Annotated in this window: 11 protein-coding genes and 3 pseudogenes; 8 read left to right on the forward strand and 6 right to left on the reverse strand. The window is 70.3% G+C overall.

All coding sequences use genetic code 11. From position 1 onward, the window contains the following. Positions 1-29: 29 nt before the first annotated feature. The 4 genes from OHS71_RS01915 to OHS71_RS01930 all read left to right on the forward strand — a co-directional run bounded on the left by OHS71_RS01915 (position 30) and on the right by OHS71_RS01930 (position 5,201). A complete protein-coding gene (locus tag OHS71_RS01915) occupies positions 30-494 on the forward strand; it encodes a cyclic nucleotide-binding domain-containing protein (protein WP_328476090.1) in 465 nt (154 codons plus the stop codon). Between the two features lie 32 nt (positions 495-526). Then, positions 527-1,294, forward strand: coding sequence for a CBS domain-containing protein (locus OHS71_RS01920; RefSeq protein ID WP_328476092.1), 768 nt, complete (start codon positions 527-529; stop codon positions 1,292-1,294). Between the two features lie 182 nt (positions 1,295-1,476). Further along, positions 1,477-2,178, forward strand: coding sequence for a response regulator transcription factor (locus OHS71_RS01925; protein ID WP_328476094.1), 702 nt, complete (start codon positions 1,477-1,479; stop codon positions 2,176-2,178). A 428-nt stretch (positions 2,179-2,606) separates the two neighbouring features. Beyond that, a complete protein-coding gene (locus OHS71_RS01930) occupies positions 2,607-5,201 on the forward strand; it encodes a SpoIIE family protein phosphatase (protein ID WP_328484369.1) in 2,595 nt (864 codons plus the stop codon). Positions 5,202-5,289: 88 nt separating this feature from the next. Here OHS71_RS01930 and tkt read toward each other — a convergent pair whose 3' ends face one another. Both tkt and OHS71_RS01940 read right to left on the reverse strand, forming a co-directional pair. After that, entirely contained in the window at positions 5,290-7,527 is a 2,238-nt protein-coding gene (tkt, locus tag OHS71_RS01935) for a transketolase (protein WP_328476096.1), read from the reverse strand. Positions 7,528-7,620: 93 nt separating this feature from the next. Further along, complete coding sequence (locus OHS71_RS01940; RefSeq protein WP_328476098.1) at positions 7,621-8,286, reverse strand: HAD family hydrolase; 666 nt, start codon at positions 8,284-8,286, stop codon at positions 7,621-7,623. 501 nt (positions 8,287-8,787) lie between these two features. On the opposite strand from OHS71_RS01940, the gene OHS71_RS01945 reads away from it, so the two are divergent. Both OHS71_RS01945 and OHS71_RS01950 read left to right on the forward strand, forming a co-directional pair. Next, positions 8,788-9,165 (forward strand): hypothetical protein, encoded by a 378-nt coding sequence (locus OHS71_RS01945; protein WP_328476100.1) that lies wholly within the window; start codon positions 8,788-8,790, stop codon positions 9,163-9,165. A gap of 190 nt (positions 9,166-9,355) precedes the next feature. Continuing rightward, positions 9,356-10,393, forward strand: coding sequence for a LuxR C-terminal-related transcriptional regulator (locus OHS71_RS01950; protein WP_328476102.1), 1,038 nt, complete (start codon positions 9,356-9,358; stop codon positions 10,391-10,393). A gap of 360 nt (positions 10,394-10,753) precedes the next feature. On the opposite strand, the gene OHS71_RS01955 is transcribed toward OHS71_RS01950, so the two are convergent. Continuing rightward, positions 10,754-13,498 carry a hypothetical protein gene (locus OHS71_RS01955; RefSeq protein ID WP_328476104.1) on the reverse strand — a complete coding sequence of 915 codons (2,745 nt, stop codon included), beginning with the start codon at positions 13,496-13,498 and terminating at the stop codon, positions 10,754-10,756. Positions 13,499-14,473: 975 nt separating this feature from the next. Between OHS71_RS01955 and OHS71_RS01960 the strand changes: the two genes are divergently transcribed. Continuing rightward, positions 14,474-14,746, forward strand: coding sequence for a hypothetical protein (locus OHS71_RS01960; RefSeq protein ID WP_328476106.1), 273 nt, complete (start codon positions 14,474-14,476; stop codon positions 14,744-14,746). 34 nt (positions 14,747-14,780) lie between these two features. Here OHS71_RS01960 and OHS71_RS41255 read toward each other — a convergent pair. Continuing rightward, positions 14,781-15,008, reverse strand: a pseudogene (locus tag OHS71_RS41255) (zinc ribbon domain-containing protein); the annotation flags it as partial. A 167-nt stretch (positions 15,009-15,175) separates the two neighbouring features. Continuing rightward, positions 15,176-15,418, reverse strand: a pseudogene (locus tag OHS71_RS01970) (MFS transporter); the annotation flags it as partial. A gap of 1,254 nt (positions 15,419-16,672) precedes the next feature. Here OHS71_RS01970 and OHS71_RS01975 point away from each other — a divergent pair. Further along, positions 16,673-17,071: pseudogene (locus OHS71_RS01975) on the forward strand (amidase family protein); the annotation flags it as partial. A 75-nt stretch (positions 17,072-17,146) separates the two neighbouring features. Here OHS71_RS01975 and OHS71_RS01980 read toward each other — a convergent pair. Next, positions 17,147-18,001 carry a class I SAM-dependent methyltransferase gene (locus OHS71_RS01980; RefSeq protein ID WP_328476110.1) on the reverse strand — a complete coding sequence of 285 codons (855 nt, stop codon included), beginning with the start codon at positions 17,999-18,001 and terminating at the stop codon, positions 17,147-17,149. Positions 18,002-18,445 lie beyond the last annotated feature (444 nt).

Raw genomic sequence — 18,445 nt, forward strand, 5'->3', positions numbered from 1 at the left:
AGTCCGGACCCCCGCGAGGGAGACAGGCCATGAACACTTGCACCACCGCCGTCATGCTGCGCTCGCTGTCCGCCGATCACCGCGAGCGGCTGATGCGCGTCGCGCACGAGGTGTCCGTCCCGCAGGGAGCACGCCTTTTCGAAGAAGGCGGACGCGCAGACCGCTTCTGGATCATCCGCACCGGCCGGATCGAACTCGACACGCGTGTCCCCGGCCGCCGGGCGGCCGTCGTCGAGAACCTCGGACACGACGAACTGGTCGGCTGGTCCTGGCTGTTCCCCCCGCACGCCTGGCACATGGGCGCCGAGGCGACCACCCCCGTGCGGGCCTACGAGTTCGATGCCACGACCGTCCGGCGCATGTGCCGGGAGGACCCCGCGCTGGGGCACGACGTCGACCAGTGGGTCGGCCGGGTGCTCGCCCACCGTCTCCGCTCGACGAGGACGCGACTGCTGGACCTGTACGCCCCGTACGGCGCCGGCAGCACCGTCTGAGCCGGCCCCCGACGAACGACGAAGGAGCGGCCATGCACGGCACACCGCACATCGTGAGCGACGTCATGACCCAGACGGTCGCCGCCGTCGGTCGCGGAGCGGCCTTCAAGGAGATGGTGCAGCTGATGCAGGACTGGAAGATCAGCGCCCTGCCCGTCGTCGAGGGCGAAGGCCGCGTCGTCGGCGTCGTCTCCGAAGCGGACCTGCTGCCCAAGGAGGAGTTCCGCGACAGTGATCCCGACAGGACCACACAGCTGCGCCGCCTCCCCGACCTGGCGAAGGCCGGCGCGGTGACGGCGGAGGAACTCATGACCTCCCCGGCCTTCACCGTCCGTCCGGACACCACGCTCGCCCAGGCCGCGCGGACCATGGCCCGCGCGAAGGTCAAGCGGCTCCCCGTGGTCGACGCCCTGGGCCTGCTGCAAGGCGTCGTCAGCCGGGCCGACCTGCTCAAGGTCTTCCTCCGCACCGACGAGGAGATCGCCGAGGAGGTACGGCGCGAGGTCGTCTCCTACCTGTTCCCGGCTCCGGGCTCGCGCGTGCGCGTGGAGGTGGCGGACGGCGTCGTGAAACTCGCCGGCCAGGTCCGGGACACCTCCCTGGTACCGGTGGCGGCGCGGTTGATCCGCGCCGTCGAAGGCGTCGTGGACGTGGACTTCGACCTCACTCGCCACACGGACCCGACCGGGCCGGGGGACGCGCTCGGGGACGACCGCCCACGCGCGCACGGCGGCCTGCTGCCGGACGGCGCCCCCCTCACGGACGACGCCGAGACAGCCGAGACGACCGGCCCGGAGTGACCGTGTCGCGCGTCGGGTGGCGATGCGCGGCGCTCCGCCGGCTCATCATGGTGGGGCGCCCGGACGAGTCGTCCTTGCGGGGTAGGGCCGATCGGCCCCTGGTGCCGGTGGCCCGGGCGAGTGATGATCGACATCAAGGAAGCCCGCAACCTGTCCGCCACAGGGGAAGCCAAGGGGACGCGATGCCGGAGCCACGCACTTTCACCGAGCAGAACCCGATCCGGGTGTTCCTGCTGGACGACCACGAGGTCGTCCGCCGCGGCCTGGCCGACCTCTTGGACGCCGAGCCGGACATCTCGGTGATCGGCGACGCGGGCACCGTCGACCATGCGCTGGTCCGGGGCCCCGCCCTCCGCCCCGACGTCGCCGTCCTCGACGTCCGCCTGCCCGACGGCGACGGCATCTCGGTCTGCCGTGAACTGCGCAGCCAGATGCCGGAGCTCGCCTGCCTGATGCTGACCTCGTTCGACGACGAGGAGGCCCTGCTCGACGCGATCATGGCCGGCGCCTCGGGTTACGTCCTCAAGCAGATCAAGGGATCCGACCTCGTCTCCGCGGTCCGCACCGTCGCCGCCGGCCAGTCGATGCTGGATCCCTCGACCACGGCCCGCCTGATGCGCTCACTGCGGGCCGACCCCGCGGACAGCCCGGCCGTGCCGTCCGAGCTGGCGAGCCTGTCGCCCCGCGAGAGGGACATCCTGGCGTTGATCGGCGACGGCCTGACCAACCGCGAGATCGGCAAGAAGCTCTACCTGTCCGAGAAGACCGTCAAGAACCACATTTCCCGCCTGCTGGCCAAACTGGGCGTGCAGCGCAGGGTCCAGGCCGCGGTCCTCGCCTCCCAGCTGGAGCGGCCGGAGGCGGGCGAACACCGGACCAGGTGACGCGGACCGGCTCCGCCGGCCTTGCACGATGCGGTCACGCGGCGGTGAGCCGCTCCGGTGCCCCGCCGTCGGGAGGAGTCAGAACACGGCACGGACTTCGCAGCCTCGCCCCGCCCCTCACACCCTCTCCTGCCCCTGCCCGTCAAGCGGCGCGCCCGGACGGTGATCAATGCTCGTCGCGTCGCCCGGTGCGAGAGCGTGCCAGTGAGGCCGTTGTTGCTGCTGGGGCGGTGTGCGGCTTCCGTGGCTGCTGTGACGGCGGAGGCGATCGATCGGCGTGCTGTGGGGAGGCTGCCCGGGCAGACCCCGTGACTAGAGGGGGCAGGCAATGCTAGAAAGGCCGGATGAGAGACCGTTTTGCCCGATTTCGGCACATACCGCGGAAGGCGTCGCTGGTGCGCAACAGCACGCGAACCGTCGCGGGCCAGATGTTTCTCATGCAGGTGACGCTGGTGGTGCTTCTCGTGGCATTCGCCGTGTTCGCCCTTGTCGTGCAGTCGGAACGGCACACCGACGCCGAAGCCAAACGGAGATCCATAGCCGTCGCCCAGACGTTCGCGCATTCCCCCGGCGTGCTGTCCGCACTGCAAGCACGCGATCCCTCGAGAGTTCTGCAACCGCAGACCGAGGCCGGACGCAAGTCCGCGGGCGTCGACTTCGTCGTCGTCATGGACACGAAAGGGATCCGCTACACCCATCCCCTGCCGGACCGGATCGGAAAGCGGTTCGTGGGAAAGATCGAGCCGGCGCTGAAGGGAAGGGTCTACACCGAAAGCGTGCACGGTCCCCTCGGCCAGGAAGTCCAGGCCACCGTGCCCATCCGGAACAACCGAGGCACAGTGGTGGCCCTCGTCTCCGCCGGGCTGAAGGTGAAGAACGTGACAGGCCTCGTGGAGCGGCAGATACCGTTCATCCTGACGGCCGGGGCATGCGCACTCGGGGCCGCTACCGCCGCCACGGTGCTGGTGAGCCGGCGGCTACGACGACAGACGCACAGCCTGGCCCCGAACGAGATGACCCGCATGTACGAGCACCACGACGCGGTGCTGCACTCCGTGCGGGAAGGGGTGCTCATCGTCAGCGGAGAAGGGCGGCTGCTCCTGGCGAACGACGAGGCCAAGCGGCTTCTGGAGCTGTCCCCGGAAGCGGAAGGGCAGCTCGTGTCGCAGGTCTCGCACCTCGAACCGGAGATCATGTCGCTGCTCAGCTCCGGCCGCGAGGCCAATGACGAGGTGCATCTGGCCGGACCGCGGCTGCTGGTGGTCAACCAGAGGTCCACGGGTGGCGCGGGCCCCCGGGGCACCGTGGTGACGCTGCGCGACTCCACGGAACTCCAGGCCGTGTCAGGCAGGGCCGAAATCACCGGTGAGCGGCTGAAGCTGCTCTACGACGCCGGACTGAACATCGGCACCACCCTCGACGTCGTCCAGACGGCCGACGAACTCGCCCGGATCGCCGTCCCCCGCTTCGCCGACTTCGTCACCGTGGATCTGGCCGACGCCGTGCTGCACGGCGAGGAGCCAGCTACCACCGCGAAGGGAATGAGACGTGTCGCCGTATGCGGCATCCGCGACGATCAACCGCTCTACGAGAAGGACCGGCTGATCGACTTTCTTCCCTCCACACCCCAGGCACGCGGCTACGACACCGGCCGCTCCGAACTGGTCGCCGACCTGTCCACCGCGACGGGCTGGCATCTACAGGACCCGGAACGCACCGAACAGATAGTGGACTACGGCATCCATTCGCTCATAGCGGCTCCGATCCAGGCCCGCGGGGTCGTGCTGGGCATGGTCAACTTCTGGCGCTCCACCGAGCACAAGCCCTTCGACCAGGAGGAGCTCTCCCTGGCGGAGGAACTGGTGGCTCGTGCCGCGGTCAGCATCGACAACGCACGTCGATACACGCGCGAGCACGCCCTGGCGGTCACCCTCCAGCGCAGCCTGCTGCCGCAGGGCCTCCCTGAGCACAGCGCCCTCGATGTCGGCTACCGGTACCTCCCGGCCCAGTCGGGTGTGAGCGGGGATTGGTTCGACGTGATTCCCCTGCCGGGCAGCCGTGTGGCGCTGGTCGTCGGCGACGTCGTCGGCCACGGCCTGCACGCCGCAGCGACCATGGGGCGGCTGCGGACCGCGGTGCACAACTTCTCCACGCTCGATCTGCCGCCCGACGAACTGCTGAGTCACCTGGACGACCTGGTCGGGCGCATCGACCAGGACGAGGCGTCCACGGGCGACCCCGCGGCCGTCGTGGGCGCCACCTGCCTGTACGCGATCTACGACCCGACGACGCTCCGCTGCACCATGGCCCGGGCGGGGCACCTGGCTCCGGCGGTGGCCGACCCCGACGGAAACGTCACCTTTCCCGACCTGCCACCGGGTCCGCCACTGGGGCTCGGCGGTATGCCCTTCCAGACCGCTGAGCTGGACATCGCCGAGGGTTCCCAGCTCGCCCTGTACACCGACGGTCTCATCGAGGACCGGACCCGCGACCTCGACGAAGGGATGGAACTGCTGCGCAAAGCCCTGGCGGGCCACCCTCGACGCGCCCCGGAGGAGAGCTGCCGCGCCGTACTGGGATCACTGCTGCCCGACCACCCCACGGATGACGTGGCTCTGCTCATCGCCCGGACCAATGCGCTGCCCGCGGATCGGATCGCCGAGTGGGATGTGCCCCCCGACCCGGCCGCCGTCGCCTCGGTACGCGCCACAGCGACCGGCAAGCTCGACGAGTGGGGCCTGTCCGAACTGGCCTTCAGCACGGAACTGGTGCTGAGCGAGCTCGTCACCAACGCCGTCCGCTACGGCTGCGGGCCGATACACCTGCGGCTGATCCACGACCGCACGCTCACGTGCGAGGTGACTGACGGCAGCAGCACCTCGCCCCACCTCCGCTACGCCGCGACGACCGACGAAGGCGGCCGGGGCCTCTTCCTGGTGTCGCAGCTGACCGAGCGCTGGGGAACCCGCTACACGCCCCAGGGCAAGGTGATCTGGGCTGAGCAGGCACTGCCTGAACACTGAGCGCCATGCGCTTGCGCGCACACCCGCTCCACCGGTGCGGCAGCTGCGACCACGCCCACCAGGGTGATGGGAGACAGAGGGCGTCGGGTCAGCGATCGCCGGTGGGGGTGTGCAGGACGCCGGCGCTGTCCGGGCCGGTGGGGGCGACCGGCGGCGCCTCCGCCGCGGCGAGGCTCTCGCGAGCCGCGGCGACGACCGCGTCGGCGGTGAGCCCGAACTGCTCGTACAGCACGGTGTAGGCCGCGCTGGCTCCGTAGTGGTTCAACCCGACGATCCGGCCGGCGTCGCCGACGAACTCGCGCCAGCCCATGGGCACGCCGGCCTCGACGCTCACGCGGGCGCGCACCGTGGGCGGCAGCACGTGCTCGCGGTAGGTCCGGTCCTGGGCCGCGAACCACTCCCAGCACGGCAGGGACACGACCCTCGTCGGGATGCCGTCGGCCTCCAGCGCCTCTCGGGCGGCGACGGCGATCTGCACCTCGGAGCCGGTGGCCATGAGGATGACCTCGGGGGTGCCGCCGGAGGCCTCGGCCAGCGTGTAGCCGCCCCTGGCGACTCCCTCGGCGGACGCGAACTGTGTGCGGTCGAAGACGGGCAGGTTCTGCCGGGACAGCGAGAGTCCGGCCGGGCGGTCGTTGTGCTCGAGGATGGTGCGCCATGCGACCACCGTCTCGTTGGCGTCGGCCGGGCGGACGAAGTCCAGGCCCGGGATGGCCCTGAGCGCCGCGTAGTGCTCGACCGGCTGGTGGGTGGGGCCGTCCTCGCCCAGCCCGATGGAGTCGTGCGTCCAGACGTACGTGACCGGAAGCTGCATGAGCGCGGCCAGCCGCACCGCGCCGCGCATGTAGTCGGAGAAGGTGAGGAACGTGCCGCCGTACACACGGGTCCCGCCGTGCAGCGCGATGCCGTTCATGATCGCGCCCATGGCGTGCTCGCGGACCCCGAAGTGCAGCGTGCGCCCGTACGGGCCGCCCGACCACATCTTGGTCTGCCGGTCCGCGGGCAGGAACGAAGCCTCCCCCTTGACGGCGGTGTTGTTGCTCTCCGCCAGGTCGGCCGATCCGCCCCACAGCTCCGGCAGGGCCGGGTACAGGGCGGCCAGGACCTCTCCGGATGCCTTCCGGGTGGCCACGCCCTTCGGGTCGGCCTCGAAGGCCGGCAGGTTGTCCGCCCAGCCCTCAGGCAGCGTGCGGGTGGTCAGCCGCTCCAGCAGCGCGGCACCCTCGGGGTGGTGGTCGCGCCACGCGTCGAAGGCCTGCTGCCACTTCGCGTGCTCCTCCTGGCCCCGCTCCGCGACCCGGCGGGCGTGCTCGAGGACCTCCGGGGCGACCTCGAAGGTCGTGTCGGGGTCGAAGCCGAGGATCTCCTTGGTCGCCCGGACCTCGTCCTCGCCCAGCGCCGACCCGTGGGCCGCGCCGGTGTTCTGCTTGTTCGGCGAGGGCCAGCCGATGATCGTCCGCAGCACGATCATCGACGGCCGCCCGGTCTCGGCCCGGGCGGCGGCCAGTGCGCGGTCGACCGCGGCCAGGTCCTCGCCGTCGTCGACGTGCTGCACGTGCCAGCCGTATGCCTCGTACCGCTTGCCGACGTCCTCGGTGAACGCGATGTCGGTGTTGTCCTCGATCGAGATCCGGTTGGCGTCGTAGACCAGGACGAGGTTTCCCAGTTCCTGGGTGCCGGCCAGCGACGACGCCTCGCCGCTGACGCCCTCCTCCAGGTCGCCGTCGGAGGCGAACGCCCAGATCATGTGATCGAACACGCTCTCGCCCCGGGGAGCGTGTGGGTCCAGCAGGCCGCGCTCCCGGCGGGCGGCCATCGCCATACCGACGGCGTTGGCGACGCCCTGGCCCAGCGGCCCGGTCGTCGTCTCCACACCCGGTGTGTGGTTGACCTCGGGGTGGCCCGGGGTCAGGGACCCCCAGGTGCGCAGGGCCTGAAGATCGGAGAGTTCCAGGCCGTAGCCCGAGAGGAAGAGCTGGATGTACAAGGTGAGGCTGGAGTGCCCCATCGACAGGACGAAGCGGTCGCGCCCGACCCAGTTGGGATCACTCGGGTCGTGGCGCAGCCACTTCTGAAACAGCAGGTAAGCCGTGGGAGCCATACTCATCGCGGTGCCGGGGTGGCCGTTGCCCGCCTTCTGTACGGCGTCCATCGCCAGCACGCGCGCGGTGTCGATCGCGCGCCGGTCGAGATCACCCATCCCCTCCGGCAGGGTGGGGTGCGGCGAGGAAGGGCTGCCGGTGGGCGTGTCGCTCGCGGCTTCGGCGGGCGCCTCGGGGCGGGTGCTCTGCGTCCCCGTGGCGAGGTCTGTCTCGTGGGTGGTCATAGGTTTTGGTGCTCCCTCGGTTTGGGGGGGTGGGTGCGCCGGCCGCACGACGGGCTGGGCGTCGATTCGGCCGCGCCCGGCGGCGCTGGTGCGTCAGGCGAGTGGGGTGTCCTGCGGGGCCGCGGCGAGGCCGCCAGGGGTGTCGCGGGTGGCGACGGCGCCGGCCTTACGCTGCTCGTCCTCCCCGGGACCAGCGGACGGGACGACGATCGCGGGCATCCCGGCTCTTTTCGCCGCCTCGACGTCCCCAAGCGAGGCGACGACCATCACCCTCGGCACCTCGGACGGCGCGCCCAGCGTCCTGGCTGTCCGCGGCAGGTCACGTGCCGGTTTGGATGCCTCGGCGCCGGCGCCGGCGCTGGTGGTCCGGCAGCCGGCTATGCAAGGGGGGTCAGGTCGGTCCAGGAAGACGTCCATGGGGCGCTGCCGTCCAGAGCCGGCCGGCGCCGGGCGGTGGCCGCGGTCCTCGGCGGTCACCAGCGGATGACGAGCCCCGGGCACCGACGTCCCCTCCCCCAGCGGCGCGCCGGTCCCCCGGCTCGGCTGCTCCCGGGTCTGCCCGCCCACCCGGCAGTCCAGGTCCTCGCCTTCGATGGCGGTGGGCACCTGGTCCCGGCCCGTACCGGTCGGCCGGTACGGCTGCCACAGCCAGTGGGCCCCACCCACCGACAGGGCCCGGTACCTGGCGAGTGCGTGCTGATGGCTGGAGTCGCTGGGCGTCCCATGGATGTCAAGGACGGCGATGACGGAGTCGGTCACGCTCACCGGGTGCCCTGCCGCCCAGCGCCCAACCGAAATACGACCCCCGGGGTCGTCGCGTTCGCGCACACCGCACGCCGGACTCGCGCCGGACCCGGGGGCGGTGTCGGCGACGTCGGACGTGCCGCTCCGTCCTGCGGGCGGCACCTCACACGCTCACACCACGCCCGCGCTGTCCCGATGACGGTGCTCAGCCGCAGACCGTGGCGGCCGGACCGCGGACGTCGGCGCCCCGCGACCATCCGCCGCAGGCCCTCCATCGGTTGCGCTGCCTCCAGCACCTCCTGCGACCGAAGACCCGGCGCCCGCCCGCCGCCCGGGCCACGAACAGCTGAGCGCTGCCGGGCCACGAACAGCTGAGCGCTGCCGCGCGCGCTGTCATCCCCCAATTTCTGGGGATTCACGCACCGTCCTCAGCCAGGCCATCGTCCAGGGTGTGCTCCGGACTTCGGTGCGTACTCCGCTCGGCTGCCCACGGCCGACAATGAACTGGGGGAAACGATGAGAAGAAGCATTCTGCGGCGTCGTGGTGCCATCGTCGCCGTGCTGAGCGCCGGCACGCTGGCACTTGCGACCGGCGCTGCCTCCGCGGCGGACGCCGTGATCCCCATCACCGAGAACTCCGTAGTGGGCGTCTACACCACGACGCACACGCGGCACGGCAAGGTGGGAGTCCCGGACCTGGGTTTCCGGGATGCGATCGTGGCGGACTGCTGGGGCCGAGGAGACAACATCGACAACCTCGGGAACGTCTGGTATCACACGCGGTCGGAGCGCTACACCGCCCGCGGCCTGGAACTGTTCATCACGGGGTGGACGTACGGGGCGTACGTGGACAGCAACGAGGCCTTCCACAGCGGACTCATTCCGGAGTGCTGACCGGGTGAACGGGCCCGTCCGGTGCTGAGCTGTTTCAGCGCCGGACGGTCCGCCCCGGAGAAGGCTGGGAATTGAAGCATCCAATTCCGATTTCCGTGACGGAGGCTGCATATACGCCAAGGATCGCCCTGTGTCGGCCAACGTGTCACGGTTGTGGGTGCTTGCGTGTGCACCCACCCATAATCCTTGCATGAATCCGGACCTGGAATTGATCTACCGGACGCTGCCGTCGGCGGCAGCGGAGGCCACCACGATTCCCGAATTGGGCAAGGTGATGTCACGGCAGATCATGCGTCTCGTGCCGCACGATGGATACATGCTCAGAGGAACTGACCCGCTCACGGGTGCCGCCTGTTTCCTCACCAAAGAATACGGATACGGGGCTGATTGCTACCGTGAACTGGAATCAGAGGAAATACTCGGCCACGACCAGCACACCGTGGCCGGCCTCTCCAGAAGCGGCCGTTGCGTCGCAGTCCTCGAATGCGACGCACCTGACCGACGCCAGCACAGTATCCAGCACGAGAAGATCATGAGCGTGACCGGAGTGGGCAGCGAGATGCGCATCGCGCTCACCCTCGACGGCAGGGCGTGGGGCCTTTTGGTACTGCTTCGGGGAAGAGGCGGCAGACCCTTCACCACCACGGACTCGGCAACCGCGGGGAGGCTGTCCGAACCCTTGGCAGGTGCACTGAGGCAGTACGTCGCGAGCCGGTTCCTGCGTCCCGTCCGTAGCGCACCGGACCCGGGCATCGTGGTGATCGACAGCAGCGACACGATAAGAGCCGTCACCAGCACCGGCCGTGAATGGATTCGCAGGCTCGTACCGGACGCCGTGCTCTCCGATGAAGACGAGATCTTCGCGCACGTCTGGAACATCGCCCTCACGGCACGACAGCCGGGCCGTCGAGCGCTGAGCCGTATCCCCGGTCCTGACGGGTGGATCGTGCTGCAGGCCCAGCGGTTCGACGACTCATCGCTCGCCGACGTGGCAGTGACCATCCAGTCGGCTTCGTCCGACGTGCTGCTGCCTGCCGCGGCTGTCCTCTACGGCATCACTTCCAGGGAGCAGACGGTCATCCGGCGAGCTCTCGACGGACTGGCGGCCAAACAGATCGCCCGCAGTCTGAACATCTCCCTGCATACCGTCAATGACCACTTGAGGGCAATTTACCGAAAGACCGGGGTCAACAGCCGCGAGGAACTTATCTCCAGCCTCTCGCAGTAGCTCGTCCGGTGGGAGTCTCGACGGCCTTTCACCACGCAGTGAGGTCTTATGGCGAAGACCGTTTCCCGTGCCCGTCGAAACGAGTGCGGCTCGGGCCATGTCGCCGACACTGCCGGCACCGAGTACCGCAAGTCCTCCACCCCGAAGTGAAGGTCAAGGTCCATACTCCGAACGGCACGTTCGTCGTCGTCGTCGGAGCCACCGAAGTCGCCACCCGCGCGCGAGTGGCGGGCAGCGCGGCACGAGGACATGCGGCCGGGGCCGGACGCGGCGGTCATGATGCGCGTAACCCTGTGAAGTGCGGGGCCCGGGACAGACCGGACCCCGCACAAGAGGGTGCTCACGATCCCCCGCGCATCGTTACGACTTGTCGAGCACCGTCCCCGTCAGCACCGGCCTGTCGGGCAGCGGCTCCGCGTTGCGGTCGGTCAGCGCCAGGCGCATCGACTCGGTCGGCTCGGCCACCTGGTCCCGCACGGTCGGCACGACGAAGTCCACGCCGGTGCTCCCGGGCGGAATGTTCAGCCACACCCAGAGGGCCGCGTCGGACAGCGGCCGCTCGGGGTCGGGCACGTCACCGGACGAGTCCTCGAGCCACTGCGGGTCCACGTCCTTGGTGGACAGCTCGGCGCCCTCGGTGACCGCGAGCACCCGCACCGGCTGCCAGATGTCCACCGCCGCGGGCGCGTCCACGGACAGCCGCCAGGTCAGCGTCTCCCCCTCGCTCACCCGGTCCGCGACCGGCGACAGGGTGACCACCGGCTCGGGGTCGTCGTTCTCGACGGTGACCCCGCCCCGATGCTTGCCGACGACGGCGCCCCGGACGGCCTTGACTGCGATGTCGTGCTCCACGTCGTCGCCGTAGACCGTGTCGCCCCTCACCTCGACAGGGACGTCGATCGCGTCACTGCCGGGCCGTACGGTCACGAGGCGGTTCTCGGCCCGGCCGCTGTCCGGGTCGAGGGTGTAGACGCGGACCTGTCCGCTGCCGTGCCCGGAGATCTCGACCGGGATCCGGTAGGTGCGGGTGCCCGAGTCGCCCTCCTTGACGATCGTGCGGCCCACGTCGACACGCGCCAGTGCGGCCGCCTTCACCGCCGAAGTGCCGGGCGCCCAGCCCCAGGCGTCCATCATCCAGGCCCGCCCGGACTGCGAACGGGGCGTCAGTCCAAGGGACTTGACATGCCTGAGATCGAGTCCGGCCCGGGTCGCGGCCGACAGCGGGACGCGCAGCTCCTGAGCCCAGTACGAGGCGGTGTTCGCGGAGCCCGGGAGCCCCTCCACCTGGACCGAGCCAAGCGTCACCCGACGGTTGGAGGAGTCGGTGAGGGACACGTCGAACTTCGTGCCGGTCGTGTTGGGCGGTACGAAGACCCGCAGCGCGAGCTTCTGGGAGCCGCGCAGGGAGAGCGGCTTGGCCGCAGTGACACGGGCGGCCGTACCCGGCGCGGACCACTTCAGTTCCACCGCGCTGCGGCCGGTCTCCTGTGGCGTCTCCCACCCCGCGAAGTGCGGTGACCTACCGGAGGTCTCCGGGTCCAGACAGGCCACGGCCGGGTCGGGGTCGATCGCCGAACACAGCCGGGCGCCGGTCACCTTCACCCCGCCGTCCGGCAGGAAGCCACCGCTGCGGCGGCCGCCGACCGCGTGGGTCAGCACCCGGGCCGGGTCCGCGGACGGGGCCCGCTTGCCGGAACCGTCGAGCAGCGGGCGGGCCCGGTCGTCCCTGGCGAGGAACAGCCGGGCCGCGGCGGCGATGTACGTGGCGCCCGCCTTGTGCTGCTGGGCGGCGGTCAGCCGGGTCGCGGCACCCGGCGTGCACACCGGGTCCGGCTGCTCCGGGTCGGTCCCGAAGTCGTCCGCGGCCGGTGCGACGGCCTCACCCGGGGTCCACTCGCTGTTGAAGTAGTTGTGGTTGGCGCCGACCATGTAGAGCGCGCTGTGCAGCGCGGCGCCCTGGCTGATCCCACGCGTCCCGTCGACGAAGTCCTCGCCCTGGAGGTCCGACACGTCGCCGTCGCAGCCCGGCAGCAGTGTCACGGAGGGCACGTCGGCGACCGGATTCTGGCCGAAGATCGTCGGTCCGACGAGCACGGTCCCGCGCACTTTCCACCGCACCGGACCCTTGTAGCCGTCCTCGGCGGCCGGCGGCGGGTAGAGGCTGTCCATGGCGGCCCGGTTGACGCCCTCGCCACCGCGCGAGTGACCGACGAGCAGGACCTGGGAGAGGTCCGCCTTCGCCGCCTCGCGTACGACGGCCGGGGCCGAGGAACGATGGGCACTCCAGTCGGCCCAGCGGGCGAGGTGCTGGCGTACCAGCGAGGAACGCGCCTGCGCGCCCGCGTCCTCGGCCTGCCAGTCCTGGGCGTTGATGCCGTTCGCCGAGATCGACACCGTCACATAGCCCTGGGAGGCCAGCAGTTGCTGGTCACGCCGATAGCCCAGGTAGCTCGGGATCGGCTTGTAGCCGTCCGCGCAGGGCCAGTCGCCGCTCACGTCGTCCTCGGAGCCCGGTTTGTAGCAGGTGCCGTGGCGGCCGTGCAGGAACAGCGCGAGCGGCCGGCTGCCCTTGGCCCCCTTCGGCGCCACCACCTCGGCGGTCATCTCCACCGGGGTGTCGAACCCTGGCAGGCGCACCGGGTCGAGGTCGTATTGCCCGGTGACCGTGCGGTACGAGCCGGGCTTGCCCGGGTCGACAGCGTTGGCCGGCGCCTGCGCGGGCACATGTGCCGCGCGTGGGCCGGACCTGTGCGTGCCGTCGGCCGCCGCGTCCAGCCGTCGTCCCGCGGCCGTCACTTGCAGGTCCGTCAGCTGCTTGGGCCGCACCTCGTCGAGGTCGAGCCGGAAGGTCCGCCCGTCCTTCGCCGGCTTCGGCACCCCGAGCAGCCGGTCCCCGGTACGGAACTCGACCCGGGCATCCCCCATGGGCACGGCCTTCGGCGCACGCCAGACCAGCTCACGCGCCCCGCTCTCCCCGTCGATCCGCCAGCCCGGCGGGAGGGGGTTGCCGTCCGTGGCGTTCAACGGCCCCGATGGGTGGGGCTGTTCAGCCTGTGCCAGTCCGGGTGAGCCCGCCAGGGCCGCCAGCACCGCCACGGCTGTCACACATATTCGCCGGGCACGGATCAATGGTTCTTCACCTCAAAACACCGTGCGCAGACGACCCGTCGGTCCCGGGCGCCTCTCGCGACACCTAGGACGGGGAAGGGGTGTGGGTAGGTTGTCTGCCGGAGAGGCGCGGACAACGGGTGAAGGACGCGATCAAGCCAGTACAGCTGTAGGGACCAGCGGACCAGCGGACCAGCGGACAGGGGAAGCCCTTCCGGGGAGCCCGACTCCCCACCTCCGCACGCCGCATGCGCGGCTGCGGACCGCACATGCGGCGGTCGCGATCGGCCTGAGGGTTCCGTCGGCGCACCGAGGCGGCGTGCAGGAAGGGTCGGCTGCGTCGAGGCGGGGCACGCCAGTCGCCCTGTGACACGACGAGGCAACCGACGAATCCCATGATTGCGGCCGTCCATGCGAACGCGACCGGCGCCAGTCCGAGGCCCAGGCCCAGGCCCCCACGAGCATGGCCGAGTGGCATCCAGTCGGCGAGGGGGCGCCGAGGGGCGGGTGATGACGAACGCGGTCCGGAACGCGGTCACCGCATCGAGGGCGCCGAGACGGTGGGCCAGGGCGGGCACACAGATGGCGGCCGCGAAGAGGATGACCGAGCGATCCTCCCCGCCGCAGCCTCGACCACCGGCGTGGCGGCCTTCCACCACGAGGTCGAGGTCGCCCAAGGCGAAGAAAGCCGGTGAGGGCTCGGGCCGACCGCCCTAGGGCAGGCGCCTGTAGGAGGTCCACACCAGTTCCGGTGTGTCACCCAGACGGCCGGGAAGCCTTCGGCCTCACCTCCACCGGCGTCTGCCATCGCGGCCGCACGGACACCGGGCTCACCCGCTGGCACGTTGGCCCCTTACCCCCCTTCACTCCGCCTTGATCCGAGCCGGATGGGAACGACCGTTCCACCGGTCCTCGGGCCCGCAGTGCCGCGGCCCGGATGCGACCGCCCGGACAAGAGCCGAAGGTGGCCTCATGACGATCATCGTGATGCAGGAACTGCGCAAAGAAGCGTCGGCGAACGTCGTCGTCCCTGGCGACGCGCTCGAGCGTGTCGAAGCGGTGCACGCGGCACCAGGCGACCCGGATATCCCGGGAGTCGCGGACGACCGCACGTTCTGCGGCATGCCGACAGCGGACATGGAGCGGCTGTCCTACCAGCCCTCGGGACCGGACGCGTCGTGGCTGCCGCCCCACATGGAGCGCTGGAAGTGCACCGGCTGTGCCGAGGCCCTCCGGTCGCATTGACATCCTCGCCGCCCTGAAGGACGGCGGTTCCCGCCTACGGAGCCGTTGAAGGCTGCGGTGTCGAGTGTGTTCCCGCTTCGCCGCGCGGCGCCGGGACGACTCCCTCTCTTATCTGCGCTCCACAGGCTGACACGGCCAGTCCAGCCGCCTCGGCGAAGTCGACCGCCGCGTTGACGTCCCGGTCCAGGACGGCCCCGCATGCCCCGCAGGTCCACACACGGACGTGCGGGGGCTTGGGGCCGTCCTTGACGCCGCACTGCGAGCCACACCGGGGACGTAGGCTCGCCGGTAGTGATCGACCAGCGGGCGTTCGCGGTGGAGCGGACCGCCTGCCGGGTGTCCTTCCGCGACTTGTACCGCGGCGCACCCATGCGCGGGCGCTTGCCCTGCCCCTGCCATCGGGCAGGGCATCGCTCAAGATGGTCTCTTTCAGAATGCCTTTTGGTCGGCGGGCTTCTCGATCTCGGTGGTCACCCGTGCCCCTCGGAAGATCACCGGGAGCCACAGGAGGCATGCCAGCAGGGGGACCGCGGCGTAGGTGGCCATCCCCACACTGGAGCCCAGCCCGTCCCTGAGCGCGCCGAGGACGAGATAGCCGATGCCGATGAGCGTCGACTCCACGAATGCGATCATCGACAGCAGGCTCGCCCGGTGGCGCGACGGCACTGCTTCGACACCGCCAGCCCGGCGGGGGACGCACATGCCGCGCTGGAACAGCGTGTTGGCGAGCACAGCGTATGCGTAGAGCGGGCGCGTGAAACTTCGTGCCGCATAGTCGAGTGCAGACGAGGCCTTCCATGTCGACGGCCGCACACGACAGCCATGCCCGCGGGTACCGGTCGGTGGTCGACGGGCACAGCGCCACGGCGCCGACAGGCGCCGCGCGGCGGACACCGACTCCAGCACGGCCCTGCGCCGCCGATACGGCCAGGCGGTGGTGTCGGTCCCGGACAGCCTCGGCACATCGAAGGCGACAAAGCGCGCCGGCCACTCGCCGGCCGCCCGGGCCGCCCCAGCCCCGCTGCGGGTGCGCGCCGCGTGTCCGGCCCTGACGGGACCGCCCGTACACCGTGGACGGTGTGCCAAGTAACTGCGGACGGCGTGCCAATGACAGGGGAATGAGCGCCGCCCATCCTTGTGGTCGCCGCAGAGATGTCTGGGACTTGCCACAGGACAGGCCTCTGATTTCAAGACCGATGCGGTCAGCTCAGCCAACCGTCAACAGAAAGGGAAACCCATGCCGATTTCTCGTTTCATGAAGAGTGCACTAACGGCGGCGATAGCGACTGCGGGGTTGGTGGTGTTCGATGCAGCTCCGGCCCTTGCAAGTCAAGATGTTACTGTCCATATTCCGCAGTGCGGATTCGAGTACTGCCCCTCTGCAGGGTACGGGTGGTTCCATGCCGATCCGAACGGGAGTCTTCCCGGTGACGCGCTGAAAGCCTGTGACCTGCACGCCGATGGCCGTGGCATAAAGGCGACGCTGACTAATCGAGACACCGGCAAAGTCATTCGCACCGCCAGTACCTCAGGTCACAATTCGCCCTATTGTACGGATTGGAAAACCGGTGACCTTCCGGAGCAGACCCGGGTCTGGCTCGACGTGTGCACGACGGGCAAGGAGCCAATCACATGCGCTTACGGTGCCGAAGGATGGAGTTGACGGGTCTTCGCCGCCGCGATCCGCCCGGGCGCGTATTCCGGCGTCGTCGGCAGGCCACGGCGAGGGCCGGAATTGCTCTTCCCGGACCGCGTATCCGTCCAGTGATCGCCGAACGCGGCCAGCCGCTCGGCCTCGCCACCTGCCTCATCACCCACCGCCACGTCCAACGTCTTTGTCAGGACCTCTCGGACGGACCGGAACACGCTAAGACGTCGTTTTCTCCCGTTGTTCCATCCTGACATCTGCTGTTTGGTCTGCGGTGCGACCGGAGTCTCGCAGCGGCGCGGCTTCACAGCATGGTGTTCAGCCACCATGACTGGATCGATGCGAGCAACCGTCGCGAGCACAACCGCGACGGCTGGCGGCAACTCTTCGCCGAGTTCGACGCCGTGGTGTGTCCCATCACGCCCACTCCCGCGTTCCCGCACGACCATCACCCCGATCCGAGGGAACGCCGGATCGACATCGGCGGCGTCGCGTACCCGTACTTCGACCAACTCGTCTGGGCCGGCCTGGCCACCATGCCCGGCCTACCCGCCACCGCCATACCAACGGGCCGGTCCCCCGAAGGTCTCCCGGTGGGAGTGCAGCTCATCGGTCCGATGTTCGAGGACCGCACCCCGTTGCGGTTGGCCGAGCTGCTCGAGCAGAGGATCGGCGGCGACACGATGGGGTTCTCTCCGGCACGAACGCAGCCGGGGCGTGGGGGGAGTCCGCGGCCAAGGTGCAGACGACTCCTAGCGGCGTACCGCCGAGATCAGCCCGCCCGGCCCCTCGTCCCGCTGCGGCGGGGTGCTGATCGGGCGGCCGTAGGCGGCGGCGCGGTCGCGCAGGGTGAAGGCTTCCGCGTCCCAGCCCAGGCCGGAGAGCCAGCCCACCGGGTCCTCGGGCATCTCCGACACCCACAGGGAGGCCGCCGACCCACGCGCGGCGTCGCCGGCGAAGCGTGCGAGCACACCGCGCGAACCCAGGGTCAGGCCCATCCGGCTGCCCGTCGCGGACAGCCCGCCGATCCGGTCGAGCAGCAGTTCCACCGCGTCCTCGGGCAGGTAGACCAGCAGTCCCTCGGCGATCCACACCGTCGGCAGAGCCGGATCATGCCCGGCGGCGGCCAGCGCGCCCGGCCAGTCCTCGCGGAGGTCCACCGCGACGGGGGTCCGCTCGCAGCCGGGTACGGCGCCCTCCTGGCGCAGCACCGATGCCTTGAAGTCCAGGGGTTCGGCGGTGTCGACCTCGTACAGCCTGGTGGCCGCGGGCCAGGTCATGCGAAAGGCCCTGCTGTCCATTCCGGCGCCTAGCAGAACAACCTGCCGGATGCCGGCCTCGGTGGCCCGGTCCAGCAGGTCGTCCAGGAACTTCGTCCTGATGACGATCGAGGAGGCCACCCCGAGCCAGCGCTGCCGTTCTGCCTCGTCGGCGCGCTCGGGGAGCGGCGAACCCGGGCCGACTCCCCCGGCGGTGGCGAACGCGAGCGCCAGTGGATCCCGGAACAGCGGGTTCTCCCGCGCAGTCTCCAGAGCCCTCACCCGCGCCACACCCACAGCGGTCGCCCATACACCGGACGGCTTCACCCGTCCCCGCGCCTCAGTCATACAGGCAGCCTAATCCGCAGGGTGCAGCCGACTTCGCAGGGCGGCAGCAGCGGCCGACGGTGCCCGAGACGCCATGACGGCTGCTGTTGACCGCGGTCCCGGGCGCGGCGACGTCCCTGCTGACGCTCCTTGGCTTCGGCCCGCCGCCGGCCTTCGACGAACAGCTCTACAAGCGGCGCAACATGGCCGAACGCTGCTTGAGACGTCGTTTCTTAGGGCTGCGGTGTGGACGACTATCAGCGGGGCGCGCGGGAGAGTGCGGACCGGGCGCGAACGACACGTGCGGGCGCCACGGCAGGCTGTGCTTCGAGGTATGTCGGCCACTTGCCATCAGTGTCGATCGGCCTGCGGCAGTGGCAGCAAGCAGACCGTCAGGGATCGTCGGCGTGGGACCGGGTGTGCGGCCGACCGGCGCCGACGCCGGGTGTGGGTCTGCAAGCCGTA

This window comes from Streptomyces sp. NBC_00377 (assembly GCF_036075115.1).
Lineage (GTDB): Bacteria > Actinomycetota > Actinomycetes > Streptomycetales > Streptomycetaceae > Streptomyces.